We start from the raw sequence: 16,591 nt of genomic DNA, 5'->3' as shown, positions 1-16,591 counted from the left end.
TAGCTGGATTAACCTCGTCGGCGCTTTTGCGGTCTATTGGCGATATGTAGGTGCAGTGCAAAGGTGATGTCGCGTATCCTATATAATTAATTGATTTGACAAAGTGAGTCGGAATCGTCTATCATGTCACCTAGCGACGAGTAGGGACTCGTCCGGACAATGAAGGAATTGGTTAGCGAAGGAGCACCCATGGGACTGTGGGACGTTGACAAAATCGAGTACGTTGGGCACGACAAGGGCCCGGGCGAGGGTTTGGCCTTCCATTACTACGACGCCGACCGTGTCGTGGCCGGCAAGAAGATGAAGGACTGGCTGCGTTTCGGCGTGGCTTGGTGGCACACCTTCGATCAGCAGCTGGTCGACCCGTTCGGTGATGGTACCGCCCATCGCCCATATTATAAGTACACCGATCCGATGGATCAGTCGCTGGCGAAGGTCGATTACGCCTTTGAGTTGTTCCAGAAGCTCGGCGTCGAGTACTTCTGCTTCCATGACCGCGACATCGCTCCGGAGGGTGACACCCTCCGTGAGACCAACGCCAACCTGGATAAGGTGGTCGACAAGATCGAGGAGAACATGAAGTCCACCGGCGTCAAGCTGTTGTGGAACACCTCCTCACTGTTCACCAACCCCCGCTTCGTCGACGGCGCCTCCACTTCGCCGTTCGCCGACATATTCGCCTATTCCGCGGCTCAGCTCAAGCACAGCCTTGAGATCGGCAAGCGCCTGGGGGCCGAGAACTACGTGTTCTGGGGTGGCCGCGAGGGCTACGAGAACCTGTGGAACACCGACATGGCGCGCGAAAAGGACCATATGGCCGACTTCTTCCATATGTGCGTGGATTACGCCAAGGAAATCGGTATGGACGCGCAGTTCCTCATCGAGCCGAAGGCCAAGGAGCCTTGCATGCTGCAGTATGACTTCGACGCCTCCACCGCCATCTCGTTCCTGCAGAAGAACGACCTGATGGGCACCTTCCGTCTGAACCTGGAAGGCAACCACGCCAACCTGGCCACCCATACCTACCAGCACGAGATCCGTGTCGCACGTGACGCCGGTGTGCTTGGATCGCTTGACGCCAACCAGGGCGACAAGCTGATCGGCTGGGACATGGACGAGTTCCCGACCGACCTGTACGAGACCACTGCTGTCATGTGGGAGGTCTTGGACGAAGGCCAGATCGGCCCTCATGGCGGCCTGAACTTCGACGCGAAGCCACGCCGTAGCTCCTTCGATGCTGAGGATCTGTTCCGTTCGCATGTCGCGGGCATGGACTCCTTCGCCGCCGGTCTGCTGGTCGCCGCGAAGATGCATGAGGACCACTACATCGAGGATCTGGTGTCCAATCGTTACGGCTCCTTCGACTCCGGTATCGGCAAGACCGTCGAGGACGGCACTGCCACGCTCGCAAGCCTTGAGGAATACGCGATCGACAAGCCGCAGAGCGAGCTGATCGCCGCCACCAAGTCCGATCATCTTGAGTCCGTGAAGGCCACGATCAATAACTACATGATCGAGGCTTTGAGCGAGTAAAAGACGGGCTTCATGCCCTATTGTGGTGTTTGCTTCGTGCGCCTCGCTTTGTGCGGGGTGCGCGGAGCTCTTGAAATGGTATGCCGGTCTGAGCGACGTTGTTTTCCGGCGGGTCAAGATCTTATTGCTCAGCGCCCTTGACTTGACGAAGATGCGGGTAAAAGCGTTCTTTTTAGTAAAATCATTTTATTATATAGTGACGAGCCCTCTGACCTCGCAAGACCTTAAGGATGTTGTGCAGTTTTCTGTAATTACCAGTAGTTCCTTCAAAGAAGAGAGGAATCCAATATGAGAAAACCGATGAAAGCCGTTGCAATCGCTGCGGCTGCGACCATGATCCTGCCTGTCGGGGCATGCGGTGGAGCCAGAACCGGTATTGGGGCAGGCTCTGACGGCAAAGGCCAAGTGAGTGTCGGAATCTCCATGCCTGAGCAGCAACTTGAACGTTGGCAGATTGATGGCGCCAACCTGAAAAAGCAACTCGAGAGCTATGGGTATAAGGTTACATTGCAGTATGCCGACGGTAAGACAGACTTGCAATCGTCGCAGATCCAGAACATGGCGAACCAAGGTGCAAACTACATGGTGATAGCTTCCATCGATGGTACCGCCACGGGTGCGGCCGCCGAGCAGGCGCAGTCCAACGGTGCGAAAATCATCGCTTATGACCGGCTGATCATGAACACCAATGCGGTGGATTACTACACCACGTTCTCTCTGACGGAGGTCGGTAGGCAACAGGGCGAATATATTGAACGAAAGCTTGGCCTCAAAGACGGCAAGAAGGGTCCGTTCAACGTGGAGCTCATGTCCGGTTCACCTGCCGATAACAACGCGAAGTATTACTATGAGGGCGCGTGGAGTGTGCTTGAACCTTACTTTAAGTCCGGAGTGCTGCAATCCAAATCCGGCAAAGTGCCCAAGTCTTTAAATGACTGGCAATCCATCGGCATTGACGACTGGGATCGTCAAAAAGGCCAGGCTGAGATGGAGAACCGTATCAACTCCTTCTACAACAATGGTACGCATCTTGACGCGGTGCTTGCTCCGAACGATGCCATCGCCCTAGGGACGGTAAACGCCGTTGAAGGTGCCGGTTGGAATTATTTCCCGGTCATTACTGGTCAGGACGCCGAGAAAGCCAATGTCCGCGCGATTATCGAAGGCAAGCAGTCCATGACTGTTTACAAAGACACACGTCAGTTGGCAAAGGCCACAGCCCAGCTGATCAAGCAATTGGTAGATGGCAGGAAGCCCGACCTTAAGGACACATTTGACAACGGTAAGAAGAAGGTTCCTTCGGCGTTGCTTATGCCAGTCTCAGTTGATAAGGACAACGCCAAAAAGGAACTGGTTGACTCGGGTTACATCACCGCCAAGGATGCCGGTTTGTAATGGTTGTCGCTGAAGGGTGCGGTGCATGGTCGTGCTTTCATGCCCATGCGCCGCACTTCATGAATATCAGAAATCTATGAAGGAGTAATTTTGCCTAATCAACAGGACGTGATTCTTGAGATGAGGCACATCACCAAGCGTTTTGGACCGGTTACGGCGCTTGAGGATGTCAACATCAGTGTGAACAGGGGAGAGATCTTTTCCTTGTGTGGTGAAAACGGCGCCGGAAAATCAACGATGATGAATGTGCTTTCAGGGGTTTATCCTTATGGTTCCTATGAAGGTGACATTGTTTATGATGGTCGGACCTGCCAATTTAAAACGATTCGCGATTCGGAAAAACTTGGTATTGTCATTATCCACCAAGAGTTGGCGTTGGTGCCTTATATGACCATCGCACAAAACATATTCTTGGGTAATCCCATCAAAAAAGGAATCTTCGTTGACGATCGCGAGCAGCGCAGAGTGGCCAAATCGGTAATGGATGCGGTTGGGCTCGATGAAAATCCGGACACGCTTATTTCCAATATCGGAGTAGGTAAACAACAGTTGGTCGAGATCGCCAAGGCATTGACCAAAAATGTAAAACTGTTGATTCTGGATGAACCTACAGCCGCTTTGAACGATGAGGATTCCGAGAAGCTGTTGCAGCTGATCGATCGTCTGCGTCGCGAGCAGGGTATCACCTCCATCATCATTTCGCACAAACTGAATGAGATTGCCGAATCGGCGGACAAGGTTCAGGTGATTCGGGACGGGCACACCATATCTCATTTTGATATTAATGCCCAGCACCCGCTTGACCAGGATGCGTTGATTCGTGACATGGTTGGCCGGTCGCTGACCAATCGATATCCGATGCACGCCTCCACAATCGGGAAGGAAATCTTCAGGGTGGAACATTGGAAAGTGCATCATCCTCTCGATGAAGACCGGCTGATTGCCAATGATGTGAGCTTCAACGTGCGCGCTGGAGAGATTGTCGGCCTTGCCGGGCTGGTGGGGGCCGGAAGAACCGAAACGGCCATGAGCATATTCGGTCGTCAGTACGGTACTGGTGCTACCGGAAAACTATTCGTGGAAGGAGAGGAGGTAAAGTTCCCCAATGTGGGTGCCGCTATCGATCATGGCTTCGCGTATGCGACCGAAGACAGAAAGGTGTATGGGCTGAATTTGTTGGCCAGCATCAAAGAAAATACTTCGATGGCGAACTTTAAGGCCTTGAGTCATTACGGAGTGATTGATCGGAACCGAGAAGTGCGGATCGCTGAGAAATACCGTAGTGAGTTTCGTATTAAGGCTCCTTCGATTGATGTGCCTGCGGGCAATCTTTCAGGCGGTAACCAGCAAAAGGTCGTGCTGGCAAAATGGGTGTCGGCCAGTCCCAAAGTGCTGATACTTGACGAACCCACCAGAGGTATCGATGTGGGTGCAAAATACGAGATATACGAGATCATCGATCAACTGGCGGACAGTGGCAGTGCGGTGGTGATCATCTCCTCGGAGCTGCCTGAACTGCTGGGCATTTGCGATCGTATTTACACCATGAGCCAGGGTGTCATCACGGCCTGTCGTGATGTCGAAGGCACCAATCAAGAAGAGCTTATGCGTTACATGACCGGCTCTCAGCGCATGGGTTTTAGCGAGACGTTCGCCTGAGCCACGCGTCATGAGTGTGTCTGATAAGGCTTAAGAAAGGAAAAGCAATTATGGCTTCAGCACAAGCGCAGGAAGCGCTTAAAAACAGTAACGATCAGGTTCCGAAGACGGCTTCGGTCAAAAATCTGCTCCTTGGCAACGTTCGTTCATACGGCATTTATTTGGCTCTTGTCCTGGTGATTATCATCTTCCAGATTCTGACTGGGGGCAGGCTGCTATACCCGAACAATGTAGTCGCGCTCTTCCAACAAAACGCTTACGTTTTGATTGCCGCCATCGGTATGCTGATGATCATCATCGGTACCCATATCGACCTGTCGGTGGGTTCAGTGGTCGCTTTCATTGGTGGGGTGGGAGCTTTCGCCATGAAAAACTGGGGCATGAATTGGATGGTTGCCATTCTGTTCATGATCGTCATCGGACTGCTGATCGGTTGCTGGCACGGATTCTGGATCGCGTATGTGGGTGTGCCCGCATTCGTTACCACACTTGGTGGCATGCTGATTTTCCGAGGTCTGGCTACGGTAGTGGCCGGTGAGTCCATTCCATTGCAGTCTGAGCCGTTCCGCGCCATAGCGAAGGATTATCTGCCCAATATACTCGGATTCTGGGGACCGTTCGACGGATTGACCATCGTGGTCGGTGTTTTGGCTATGGCTTTGGTCATCTGGATGCAGATCCGCAAGCGCAGCCGGGCCATCAAAAACGGAACCTTGGTGGAGCCTACCGCTTGGATTGCATTGAAGTGCATATTGGCGGTTCTTGGCATCGGATTCGTGACTTATCTGTTTGCGACTTCCGGTAATGCAAATGTTGGCGGTATTCCAATCGTGCTCGTTATCATCGGTGTGCTTGTTGCGGTATACTGGTTTGTGCTCAATCGAATGGTGTTTGGACGTGACATTTATGCGGTGGGCGGCAACCGCAAGGCGGCCGTCCTTTCAGGAATCGATACCAAGATGGTTGATTTCAAGATTTTCTTGAATATGGGATTCCTTACGGCTGTGGCCGCCATCATCACCCTTTCTCGCCTCGCCTCCGCCACTGCTTCAACAGGTATGGAATTCGAAATGGACGCCATCGCTGCCTGCTTCATCGGAGGCGCCGCGGTTGCCGGCGGTGTGGGCACCATCCCGGGTGCGATGGTTGGTGCCTTGATCATGGGTGTGTTGAACCAAGGTCTTTCGATTATGGGCGCGGATGCGGCCATCGTCAAGACCATCAAGGGTCTGGTTGTCATTGCGGCGGTTGCCTACGATCTGGTCAGCAAAAAGAAGAAGGGTTGAGTTGATTGAGGCTTGCAGCGCTGCTCCGTTGAGGACTTTCCACATGCACCTTCCCGGCACGTTGATGTGATTCGCGGAATTGTGCCTGCAAGTTAGAGCAATGGGCGGGAGTAGATATTTTGGTTGTTGTCTGCTCCCGCTTGGCGTATTTGAGTTTTGGATTGCTGAAGCGGGGTGCATTGCGAGGCGATTTGTTGATTTGTAACCAAGGAGGAGCTGTGAATAACGTTGTCCGGGAAAGGTTTTATGCCGTCGGGGCGGTGGGTGGTGCCCTCTGGTTGGTGGATTTGATTTATCAATCGCAAAAAGACGGTTCGCTGTTTGTGGGTTCAACCATATTTTTGGCCGTATGCATCTTTTCCGCAACTATCTATTTCGCTGTAGGAGCATGGCGATTATGGCGTGTTGGTCGTCATGGAAACGTCAAGGAAGTCGACATGTTTGAAAAAAGTCGTCCAAGTAAAGAAGACAGAGCCGGTGAAACCCGGCAAAAGAGCGATTCGCGGAAATGAAGCAACAGCGGTGCGGTCGAAAGGAGAGAGGGTCTATGTCGGATAGTGACGAAGTGAATCAGTTGAGACGCAGATACTTGGACGTGGAGCGATTGTTCGCGCAGGAGTGGCTGCAATATCGTAAGTCCGAGATTCTTCCACGGCTCACCTGGCAGGCTCAATCGACTTGTGACAGAATCAATCGAATATATTTTGACAATCCCCAGGAGGCCATGCGTCTGTTTCGTGAATTGGTGCCAGCCGCTGGCGAGGGAGTGGATTTTCGCCCGCCGATCCGTTTGGATTACGGGCTGGGGTTGGAAATAGGCGACGGTACGTTCATCAACATGGATTTTTTGATTGTCGGGGGAGGTTCGATTTCAATCGGCTCCAACTGTCTGATCGGACCGAGGTGCAGTATTTATACGCCTAATCATGCCGTGCCTGCCAAACCGAGGTTGGAGGGTTGGCAGCGCAATGCTGATGTCGCCGTTGGCGATAATGTGTGGCTTGGTGGCAATGTGGTGGTGTGCCCTGGAGTGACCATCGGCGATGGCTCCGTTATAGGTGCCGGATCTGTCGTTGTCGGTGACATTCCCCGGAACAGTGTGGCTGTAGGCAACCCATGCCATGCTATTGGAGTGGTTCCCGAGGATTGGACTCCGGAGCAGTATGCGGCCGCTATAGGAGATGCCGCCGCGTAGACATGACTTATAGTCCGATCGTCCTGGTTGGTCATGCCGGTACCTAAGTGCTTACAACGCCGAACGCCATCGGTTGAAGGGAAGGCTCCTTCAATTAACTGTTTTATTCGCCCCTGATGTTTCTGTCTGTGACTGAGAATCGATGGCAGTTCTTTGTGGGTTGCCCCCGATTCTCAGTTACAGACAGTGTTCTTATTTATTGTTACCAAAAAGTTTGCAATTTTTAGAACACCTTGATGATGTGCTTTCCAGTACTTAAATTCATGAACGGTCCCGGGGCGGGCTGTGTGTCACGAGGGCTTCCGGTGATGTCCTGATTGATGCAGAGTGGCGTCCCGTCAGGGTTTTCGTAAGCTTCCTTTGTGATTCGCGGTGTTCCCAATCGTACTGAGTCGATCAGGCATGTCGGCACTTCCGGTGTTTCGGGTACGTCATACGAGCACCAAAGACCGCCATCGTCGTGTTCTTCGAAGGACAGTCCAAGACTGTGAGAACTGCTAAAGCTGTGCGCCTCGCGATTATAATGCTTTGTGCCATTAAAATATGCGTTGCCTTCTACGTAGGCCGGTTGTGTGACTTGTTCATAGACATCCACATCACCTCCACCTAGTTTCATGACCTCATCAATATATTCGCTCATGTCCTCGGTAGCCCCGTCGTAAATCTCGGTGCCACGGGTTTGGGTGTCCGGAATCGTTCGGGCGGCGGTAAAGACGTTCTGCAAAAGCCTGTCGTCGTTGCCATATACTGGCGCTGTGCCTAGAAGTGTGGTTGAATGCGGCAAATGGTAGGGGGTGAACCTGTCGGGCACGGTTATCTTGCGTGTGGAGCCGGCGAACAAATTATGCACGAAGGCGCTGCCTTGTGCCACGTTGTCGAAGTTGTAGGGCGATGCAAAGATGTTGTTGTCAAACAGGCAAGGTCCGTGCGTCACCTCGATCATGAAATCGCGATCATTGCTGCGATATATGTTGCGACTCACTCGCGTGCCTTGAGCCTGCCAATCGAGCCATGTACCCAAAGCACAGTCATGGATGTCGTTATTGACGATACGTACGTCTATTGCCGCATGCAACTTGATGCCAGCGATTTCGTAGCCGAAGTACTCGTATTTGGTGCCTATATTATATATTTTGTTGTGTTCGATAGTAGAGAACACGCCGCCCATGTTGCCGACTATCCCGTTTTGTCCACAGTCGTGTATGGTGTTGTTTCTTACGATATGGGAGCCGATCGTGTCTTTATCCCAACCAATATGACGGGCACGGAACACGCCTTCAAGCTGGTATTGGTAACCCGGTTTGTCTTTGATGAAATATGATTCATTTTGACCGGTGGAGTATTCCTTCCCGAGGCTTACAGCGCTACATCTCGCGTCATGGATGTCATTGTCTTCGATGATCCAGCCTTTGCTCCAATGCGGACCGATTAGTCCGGGTTGGTCGGCTGTCGGCGGGGCCCACGGGCAGGCCGCCTGTCGTAGTTCGAAACCGCGTACGGTGATGTAGCCGATACCGGTCTGGTCCGGGTAGAAACAGGTTTTGCGAACGTTGTATTCGATGCACTCATGGTTGGGGTCAATGTCATGGAAATTAGCCCAAATTGTGGTCTTTGTTTCATCGACTTGGGCATGCCACTGATAAATGGTCTTTTCTGGGGCTTTGATGGGTGTGGGAATCGTGACCCATTCAGGTCCGAGTCCGGTTGTGCGTGGTTTGGCTGTGAGCATTTCGTCATATGAGCTTGCTTGATACATTGACGATCCGTTGATGTATATCTCGCCTAAGGTTGGTTTCCATGTTTTTGGAGCGATTAGCCAATCTCCTTCCAGGGGCTCAGCATACGGGTTGAATTCTCCGAAACGTGTGTTGGGTATTTCAACATGCCATATGCCTTGTCCATCGGATTGCCAGTTCGTGGCGATTTCAGAACCGGCAATCGTCACATGTTCGTTGGGAGCGGCCGTGTAGGTGATGCGTTCGATGTTGGTGCCCGCGTGTTTTGGATTTACGTTTTCCCGGTATATGCCTTCGTGTACGACCACGGTGTCGCCGGCGGTCGCGATGTCGGCCGCCTGCTGGATGCGGTTGAGGGGGCGGGCTTCAGATCCATCCCCGCCTTGCGGGGCCTGGGCTGCAACATGCAGCGTCGTATGGGTCGTGTTTGTCGATGACATGTGGGTGTCCTTTCGATGTTTTACTTCGTTGTAGCCGCTCAGCAGCGCATTCGGCTTTGACGATTTTTTGACAGTTAATTATTGTACAGCATTCACTGAGTAATTTGCACTTAGTAATCATTAAGTATATAATCAGTCCCGTACTCATAGAGAGTGCATGTTGGTAATAGATCATGATGTCTGGTTCTAACTCGAGGAGGAGTACTATGAAAAGTTTCAGGAGAATCGCCGTGCTGGCTCTTTCGGCGGCGATGTTGACGGGAACGGCCGCGTGTGGCGCATCGACTTCGTCCGTTGCGGCATCCGGTGATGAAGCGACGATGTGGGGCATCAGTGACAGCAATTTCGCCCCTACCAAACAGGCTGTAGAGCGCTGGAACAGCAGGCATGCGGATCAGAGGATCGATACGGAGTACTTCGCGAATGACTCCTATAAAAAGAAGATCCGTACTTCAGTAGGCGCAGGCAATGCCCCTACGTTGATTTATGGATGGGGCGGCGCGACGCTCCGTGAATACGTGAAATCAAATCAGATTACGGATCTGACCTCGGATCTTGAATCGACGGTCAAGTCGAAAGTCTTTGATTCTGTGGCGCAAGCCGGATATGTCGATGGAAAACTGTATGCCGTGCCAACTCAGGGCGTTCAACCAGTGGTGCTCTATGTGAACAAAAAAGTGTTGACGGATGCTGGAGTTAATGAGGTGCCGAAGACATGGGACGATCTGCTTGACGCTGTCATGAAGATAAAAGCTTCAGGAAAAACACCGATCGCGTTGGCAGGTGGCAGTCAGTGGCCTTATCTGATGTGGGCCGCGTACTTGGTCGATCGCATCGGAGGGCCTGAGGTTTTCAACAACGTAGTCGAAGGCAAGAAGGGCGCATGGAGCGATCCGTCTGTGAAAAAGGCTATGGGCATGATCCAAGATTTGGTCAAGGCAGGTGCTTTCGGCAATGTGTACACGTCAATGACGGCTGATGACCGTAAGGACATTTCGATGGTGGTCAATGGCGGCGCTGGTATGGAGCTGATGGGTTCATGGGCATTTCCTGACTTCAAATCGCTTTCTAAGGATTTCAGCACCAGTCAGTTCGCTTTCGCCCCATTCCCTGTGGTCGAGGGCGGTAAGGGAGATTCGAAAGATCTGACCGGTAATCTCACCAACTACTGGTCTGTCTCCGCGAAAGCCAGGTCCAAGCAGCAGAAAAGCGCTGTCGCCTTCCTGAAAAACACGACTTATGACGACACTATGGTCAGTGACCTGTTGAAAATAGGTGCGGTGCCGCCAGTCAAGAATATTGACTCTAAAGTCAAGGCCGCCGATGGCAAGATGGGATTCTATTCGTGGGTGTACCAGTCAATGGCCAACACCCCGGCATTCCGTCTTTCGTGGGACCAATCCTTGCCAACCGACCAAGCCGAGGCTGTGCTCAACAATCTGGAACAGGTCTTCCTTATGTCCCAGACCCCGGATCAGTTCGTTGAAAAGATGAACGCGACCATCAGGTGATGATCGTCTCCCTATGGCCGTTCCTGTGGCGGATGCCTTGTGACGTTTATTGCCCGAACGGCCGGTTGGGGGCGGTGGCGAGGAAAAGACATGAAACATACTAATCAAATGGACGGCAATAGTCCAAGGAAGTCGATTTGCAGACTTCGCAAAGGGGTTCCAGCTAGGCGTTTGGCCGGAAACCGCACTCAGGTGGCGAAGGGGCCATCGATGTGGTACGCGGTTCCGGCCCTTGTTTTGTTCGGAGTTTTTGCGGTTGTACCTCTGATCGGGGTGGTGGTGCTTTCGCTCATGAATTGGGATGGTCTTGGCGCCATTACGTGGAATGGGCTGGGCAACTGGAAGCGAATGCTGTCAGATCCGCTGGTCTTCAACGGATTGAAGCTGACGCTGGTATTGACCGTGGTCAGTTGGCTGCTACAGACGGTCATGTCCGTTTTGTTGGGGGTCTTTATGGCCGGTTCGCAGCGGTATCGTGCGGTGTTGGCGGTTTTCTTCTTTTTGCCTTTGCTGTTTTCCTCTACGGCAGTGGCCATTTCGTTCAAGAACTTGCTTGACCCCCAATATGGAATCGGCAAGGCATTTGGGCTCCCGTGGCTTCAACAAAATTTTTTGGGTAACCCTAAAACGGCTTTGTGGGTATTGATCCTTGTGGTCTCGTGGTGCTTCATCCCGCTGCATTCTTTGCTCTATCAGGGAGCGGTGCGTCAGATTCCAACGAGTCTGTACGAAGCCGCAAAGATTGATGGCGCAGGAGAAATGCGCCAGTTCTTTTCCATCACCTTGCCGCAGTTGAAATATACTTTCGCCACGGATTCCACACTCATGATTGTCGGTTCGCTTACTTATTTCGACTTGGTGTATGTAATGACCGGGGGAGGGCCTGCAAACTCGACGAGAATACTGCCTTTGGACATGTATATTCGAGGATTCAGCAGCTATGACATGGGTGGGGCCAGTGTGGTCGGAGTAGTCATCCTGGTGCTTGGCATCGTTGTCTCTCAGCTGCTGAACAAACTCTCGGGAACGGACAAAATGGAAAGTCAAATGGAGGGTGTGTGACATGATTACCATTGGTCATAAGCGCTATAACGTCATCGGTGGTCTGCTCGGATGGCTTTGGTTGCTGGTCGTTGTTGTTCCTATCTATTACATCGTGGTGACTTCATTGCGTGATCAGATGGAGATTTTCAATGATAATCCGCTATCTATACCTAGGCATGTAACATTCTCAGCTTACCAGCGCGTGTTCCAGAATGACTTTCTGCTTTATGTTCGAAATTCCATCATCGTGACTGTTGCCACTGTAGTGCTTATCCTCGCGGTTACGATTCCTGCGGCCTATTTGATTGTGCGCCGGGTGGATGCGTGGTCGCGTCGAGCCTACAAACTGATTGTTGCAGGTCTCGCCATTCCAATGCAGGCCACCATCGTGCCCATCTATTACATCATTGTGAAGATCGGTTTATATGACACTTTATGGGCGCTGATCTTGCCGTCGGCGGCTTTCGTCATTCCGATTACGGTGATGATTCTCGTAAATTTCCTGCGAGATATCCCGTCTTCATTGTTCGAGGCGATGGAGGTTGACGGTGCCTCCGAGTTCTCGATCATGTGGCGTTTGGCTATTCCAATGGTCAAGCCCGCGCTTATAACAGTGTCGATTTACGACGCGTTGAACGTATGGAATGGGTTCCTCTTCCCGCTTATCCTGACACAGAGTGCAAACAATCGTGTGATTCCTTTGTCGTTGTGGCAGTTCCAAGGTCAATTTACCGTTGATGTGCCAGGCATATTGGCGGCTGTGGTGATTTCCGTGCTCCCGATTCTGGTGGCATATGTCGTCGGTAGAAGACAGATGGTGGCGGGTTTGACTGCCGGGTTCACCAAGTAGTCCATCGGTTGTCCAACGGGAACATGTGTCATATCGTCATATGTTCCCGTTGTAGTGTGCGTCGGACTATCATGGAGTGAATAACGATGAAAGGTGAACGTATGCCTCGGCATAACTCCTCACAAAAAATGACCAAAGATGAACGCAGGCTGAGCATATTGCGTACGGCCAGTTCTCTGATCTCGAATTATGGTTTCTGGGGACTTACCATACGTGATGTGGCCGAGGCCGAGCACATCACCGAGGCGGGGGTGCTCTACCATTTCGGCTCGAAGGAAAAACTGCTCAGTGAAGTGGTCAAATACAATGATTTGCTTGTCAGCAGTGACATAGCGAAACAGTTGAATATTGATGAACCTCTGAATGAAATTGCCGTCATCGGTACAAAGTATCCGGTTGGTATCAGAGACCTGACTATCGCGACGGCTAAGGTGAACGCCAAGCGTACGGAGTTTGTGCGGCTATATACGTTGCTTCAGGCGGAGTCTCTCAACGAACATCACCCGGCACATGAGTTCTTCCTCAACCGAGAACGACGTGTTCTACATGAGTACACCATGGCCTGTGAGCGTGATGGCGCCGAGGATCCGGCCGAGACGGCTCGTCAGGTTTTGGCCGCGATGGATGGGTTGCAATTTCGTTGGCTGCACGATATCGATGGCATGGATTTCGTAGAGGAATGGCGCAAGATTCTCGAGCTCATCCTGCCCAGTAGATAGTCGCGACTGGCGGATTGAATGTTGTGTGCCGGGCTGGTCGTTTCATTGACCGGACTCACAACATCCAACTTGCCGCTTTTCAAAGGTGTAGAGCTGCGTCGATGTTGTCGGACTCGTGAATATGTGTGGGAATGACAGCGCAACTGCATACACCTCCCCCCCCCCATATCCTTCATCCGCGCGCCCTTTCGTATGCCTTGTAGACATCAGGCGTCGGTTCGGCGGTTTCGGTGCCGTCGATTGACAAATCCCAAGCCGGCGGTTCGACTCCGCCGTCAAGCACCCAAGCGGCCTGGCGGGCGGCGCCAATGGCCACATATTCGTCGGTGGCTGGTCTGCTGACCGGCATGCCCAGGATTGCGGGCGCAAGGATGCGCACGGCTTCGGACTTGGATCCGCCGCCAATGAGCAGAATGCGGTTGACGCTTGCGCCCAGCCGTTTGATCAATTCCAGACAGTCTCGTTGGGAGCACAGCAGTCCCTCGACGAATGCGCGAGCGAAGTTCTGCCGCGTGGTGTTCGCCAGCGTCATACCCGTCAGGGTGGCCTTGGCGTCCGGCCGGTTCGGCGTGCGCTCGCCGTCGAAATATGGAACGAGCGTCAGACCGCCGGCGCCGGGCTCGCTTTGCAGAGCGAGCCTGCCCAGTTCTTCGTAATCCACTCCGAGCGCGCTGCGTCCTGCATCCAGAATGCGTGAGCCGTTGATGGTGCAGGCCAAAGGCAAAAAATGACCGGTGCAGTCGGCAAAGCCCGAGACCGCGCCGGTCAGGTCGTAGACCGGCTTTTCGGCCACGGCCGCGGCTACGCCTGACGTTCCGAGAGAAATGCTTACGTCGCCGACGTTCATGCCAAGTCCCAACGAGGCCATCGCGTTGTCGCCGCCCCCCGGTCCAATCAGGCAGCCCCCTGCCACATTCGCTCCGGCGATTTCCGGCGAGGCTTTGACGTGGGCCGCCTCGCGAGGACCGAGCACTTTCGGCAGAATGACGTCGTGCCGTCCAATGGCCATGTCAATGAGGTCGGGGCGGTACTGGTCGGCGGCGGCGTCATAGTAGCTGGTGCCGGAAGCGTCGGAACGATCGGTGAACAGGGCTTCAAGATGGGCGTCCTGACCTTCTTCGACCGGTCCGAATCCGGCGATGCGCCAGCTGAGCCAATCGTGAGGCAGGCACACCGCGGCGATGCGCTCCGCGTTCTCCGGTTCGTTTTCGGCCACCCAGGCAAGTTTGGTCAGAGTGTACGAGGCAACGGGGGAGGAGCCGACGGCCTTCACCCAGCGCTGGCGTCCGCGCTGGACAACGTCCTCTGGTTCCTCCGCAGTCACCGGTTCAATTCGGCCGAGCCGTTCAATGAGGGATTCGGCCTGTGGAGCCGAACGTGTGTCGTTCCAGAGCAACGCGTCGCGGATCACCCGTCCACGCGAATCCAGAAGCACCATGCCATGTTGCTGGCCGCCGACGGAGAGGGCTTTCACGTCGCCAAGTCCGCCTGCCGCTTCGGCGGCCGAATGAAAGGCCAGCCACCAGCATTCCGGGTCGACGCTTGTGCCGTCCGGATGTTTTGCTTGGCCTAAACGGACCAGTTCTCCGGTTGCGGCATCGGTGACGCGAACCTTCGTGGATTGCGTGGAAGTGTCGATTCCGGCCACGAGGACACGTTCATTGGGTTGCGGGTTCTGGGAGTGCTGTGCGTTCATGGTGAAGCCCTCAATGCCTTTCATGTACTACGTTGTGATGAATCACGGTATCTCTATCGTCTTTGTACCCATTATATTAGTTAAACGAATAAACTATTTCAAGTTTCTCGAACTCGTATACCGCCTGATAGAGTTGGGGGTAACGAAAGGCAAGGCGATACATGGCATTAACCAGCATCAATCAGGACGATTTGCGCAATCACAATCTTTCTGTAGTGCTCAACACGTTGTTGCGGTCGCCGCAACCCATGAGTCGCGCGGATCTGGCCAAACGTACCGGGCTTACGAAGGCGACGATGTCACTGCTGGTTCCCATGCTCGTCAAAGCGCGTGCCGTCAAAGAAGGGGCACCTGCCTCCTATGCCACGCACGGGCGGCCAAGTACGCCCTTAAGCATCTCTGGGGAACGGTTCTGTGGTCTGGGTTTACAGGTCAATACCGATGGATTCGGGGTCATCGTGCTCGGTGTCGACGGGTCTGTGGTCTGTGAGCGCTGGGTCGCTGAGGCGATGGGAGGCAGTGATCCGGACGAGGTTTTCGGTCGGCTTGACGGTCTGGCGTTGGAAGCTGAACGAGTGGTCGGAGAGCGTGGTCTCGAGATTGCCGGGACCGGACTTGCCTTGCCCGGACTCGTCACTGACGACGAGCAGTTGCTTTCCGCTAGAAATCTGGGTTGGCGACGAATTGACATTAAGCGCTTTCCTCTGGTCTCGCGGCTGAACGTGAAAGCGGGCAACGAGGCGAACATGGCAGGTCTTGCACAGATTCCCGGCTATGCCACACAGCGGCGTGATGATGGCATCGTGGCGCCATCGGATTCGTTCCTCTACGTTTCCACCGATATCGGTATCGGCGGAGCGTTGGTGCGGCGCGGCCGCGTAGAATCGGGTGACCACGGCTTTGCGGGAGAGTTGGGGCATGTTTCGGTCTCGCTTGATGGTCCTTTGTGTGCATGCGGCCGACACGGCTGCCTTGAGGCTTACGCCGGTCGACAGGCGCTTGTCGAATCCGCGGGGGTGGCCAGCAATGAAGGGGCCACGCGTATCGAGGCTGTCGATGAGCTGCTTGCCCGCTGGAATGCCGGGGACAAGCGTACCGTTGAGGCTGTGGATCGTGCGATCCGGGCGCTGGGCTCGGCAATTTCCTCGGCCATCAACATCCTCGATATCGACACGGTGATTTTAGGCGGAATCTTGGAGAGGTTCGGCCAAGAGCTGGCTTCACGGCTTCAGGACGAGCTTGAGTCGCAGATTCTGAGCTATCCGAAGGTTCGTCCCAGGGTTCTGCTGTCTGATGTCAACGGTCGTCCGGCTCTGCTGGGTGCGGCCCAAGTCGGTTTGCGCCAGTTCATCGATGTTCCACTGCCGTTTATTGAGGAATAAAAACACCGTAATGCGCAAACTGCGAACCCGATGAGGTCAATATGGGGGGGGGCGATATTTCATTGTGCGGGAGCTTTGTTGGTCAACTCTGCAGTTGGATGCATGCCAAGGTCTCGGAGTTCCGTCATTCTCGTTGATGGCTATC

At 53.6% G+C, this 16,591-nt stretch carries 13 protein-coding genes; 11 read left to right on the top strand and 2 right to left on the bottom strand.

Translation table 11 applies throughout. The annotated features are described in order from the left end of the window. Nucleotides 1–189: 189 nt before the first annotated feature. The 6 genes from xylA (at nt 190) to BBOH_RS03400 (ending at nt 7,068) form a co-directional block, all read left to right on the top strand. The gene (gene xylA, locus BBOH_RS03430) at nt 190–1,533 is read left to right on the top strand and encodes a xylose isomerase (RefSeq protein ID WP_033521312.1); all 1,344 of its coding nucleotides are present in this window, start codon (nt 190–192) and stop codon (nt 1,531–1,533) included. 288 nt (nt 1,534–1,821) lie between these two features. Then, nucleotides 1,822–2,928 carry a substrate-binding domain-containing protein gene (locus BBOH_RS03420; protein WP_033521310.1) on the top strand — a complete coding sequence of 369 codons (1,107 nt, stop codon included), beginning with the start codon at nt 1,822–1,824 and terminating at the stop codon, nt 2,926–2,928. Between the two features lie 120 nt (nt 2,929–3,048). After that, nucleotides 3,049–4,587, top strand: coding sequence for a sugar ABC transporter ATP-binding protein (locus tag BBOH_RS03415; protein WP_033521374.1), 1,539 nt, complete (start codon nt 3,049–3,051; stop codon nt 4,585–4,587). 50 nt (nt 4,588–4,637) lie between these two features. Then, entirely contained in the window at nt 4,638–5,873 is a 1,236-nt protein-coding gene (gene mmsB, locus BBOH_RS03410; RefSeq protein ID WP_033521309.1) for a multiple monosaccharide ABC transporter permease, read from the top strand. Nucleotides 5,874–6,091: 218 nt separating this feature from the next. After that, nucleotides 6,092–6,385, top strand: coding sequence for a hypothetical protein (locus BBOH_RS03405; protein ID WP_033521308.1), 294 nt, complete (start codon nt 6,092–6,094; stop codon nt 6,383–6,385). A gap of 35 nt (nt 6,386–6,420) precedes the next feature. Further along, nucleotides 6,421–7,068, top strand: coding sequence for a sugar O-acetyltransferase (locus BBOH_RS03400; protein WP_033521307.1), 648 nt, complete (start codon nt 6,421–6,423; stop codon nt 7,066–7,068). Between the two features lie 223 nt (nt 7,069–7,291). Here BBOH_RS03400 and BBOH_RS03395 read toward each other — a convergent pair whose 3' ends face one another. After that, nucleotides 7,292–9,244: a right-handed parallel beta-helix repeat-containing protein gene (locus BBOH_RS03395; protein ID WP_081930310.1), complete on the bottom strand. Its 1,953-nt coding sequence runs from the start codon at nt 9,242–9,244 to the stop codon at nt 7,292–7,294. Between the two features lie 206 nt (nt 9,245–9,450). Here BBOH_RS03395 and BBOH_RS03390 point away from each other — a divergent pair, with 206 nt between their 5' ends. The 4 genes from BBOH_RS03390 (at nt 9,451) to BBOH_RS03375 (ending at nt 13,368) form a co-directional block, all read left to right on the top strand. Beyond that, entirely contained in the window at nt 9,451–10,755 is a 1,305-nt protein-coding gene (locus BBOH_RS03390) for an ABC transporter substrate-binding protein (protein ID WP_033521306.1), read from the top strand. Between the two features lie 90 nt (nt 10,756–10,845). After that, nucleotides 10,846–11,817: a carbohydrate ABC transporter permease gene (locus BBOH_RS03385; protein WP_202805398.1), complete on the top strand. Its 972-nt coding sequence runs from the start codon at nt 10,846–10,848 to the stop codon at nt 11,815–11,817. Between the two features lies 1 nt (nt 11,818). Then, nucleotides 11,819–12,649, top strand: coding sequence for a carbohydrate ABC transporter permease (locus BBOH_RS03380; RefSeq protein ID WP_033521304.1), 831 nt, complete (start codon nt 11,819–11,821; stop codon nt 12,647–12,649). Nucleotides 12,650–12,750: 101 nt separating this feature from the next. Then, nucleotides 12,751–13,368, top strand: coding sequence for a TetR/AcrR family transcriptional regulator (locus BBOH_RS03375; RefSeq protein WP_033521372.1), 618 nt, complete (start codon nt 12,751–12,753; stop codon nt 13,366–13,368). A gap of 172 nt (nt 13,369–13,540) precedes the next feature. On the opposite strand, the gene BBOH_RS03370 is transcribed toward BBOH_RS03375, so the two are convergent. Next, on the bottom strand, nt 13,541–15,064 hold the full coding sequence (locus tag BBOH_RS03370; protein WP_044098186.1) for a xylulokinase: 1,524 nt from the start codon (nt 15,062–15,064) through the stop codon (nt 13,541–13,543). Between the two features lie 161 nt (nt 15,065–15,225). Here BBOH_RS03370 and BBOH_RS03365 point away from each other — a divergent pair, with 161 nt between their 5' ends. Then, nucleotides 15,226–16,446, top strand: coding sequence for an ROK family protein (locus BBOH_RS03365; protein ID WP_033521303.1), 1,221 nt, complete (start codon nt 15,226–15,228; stop codon nt 16,444–16,446). Nucleotides 16,447–16,591 lie beyond the last annotated feature (145 nt).

This window comes from Bifidobacterium bohemicum DSM 22767, assembly GCF_000741525.1.
GTDB classification, from domain to species: Bacteria; Actinomycetota; Actinomycetes; order Actinomycetales; family Bifidobacteriaceae; genus Bifidobacterium; species Bifidobacterium bohemicum.
Note: the sequence above shows the minus strand (reverse complement) of the source record. Positions and strands in the feature narration are given on the sequence as shown.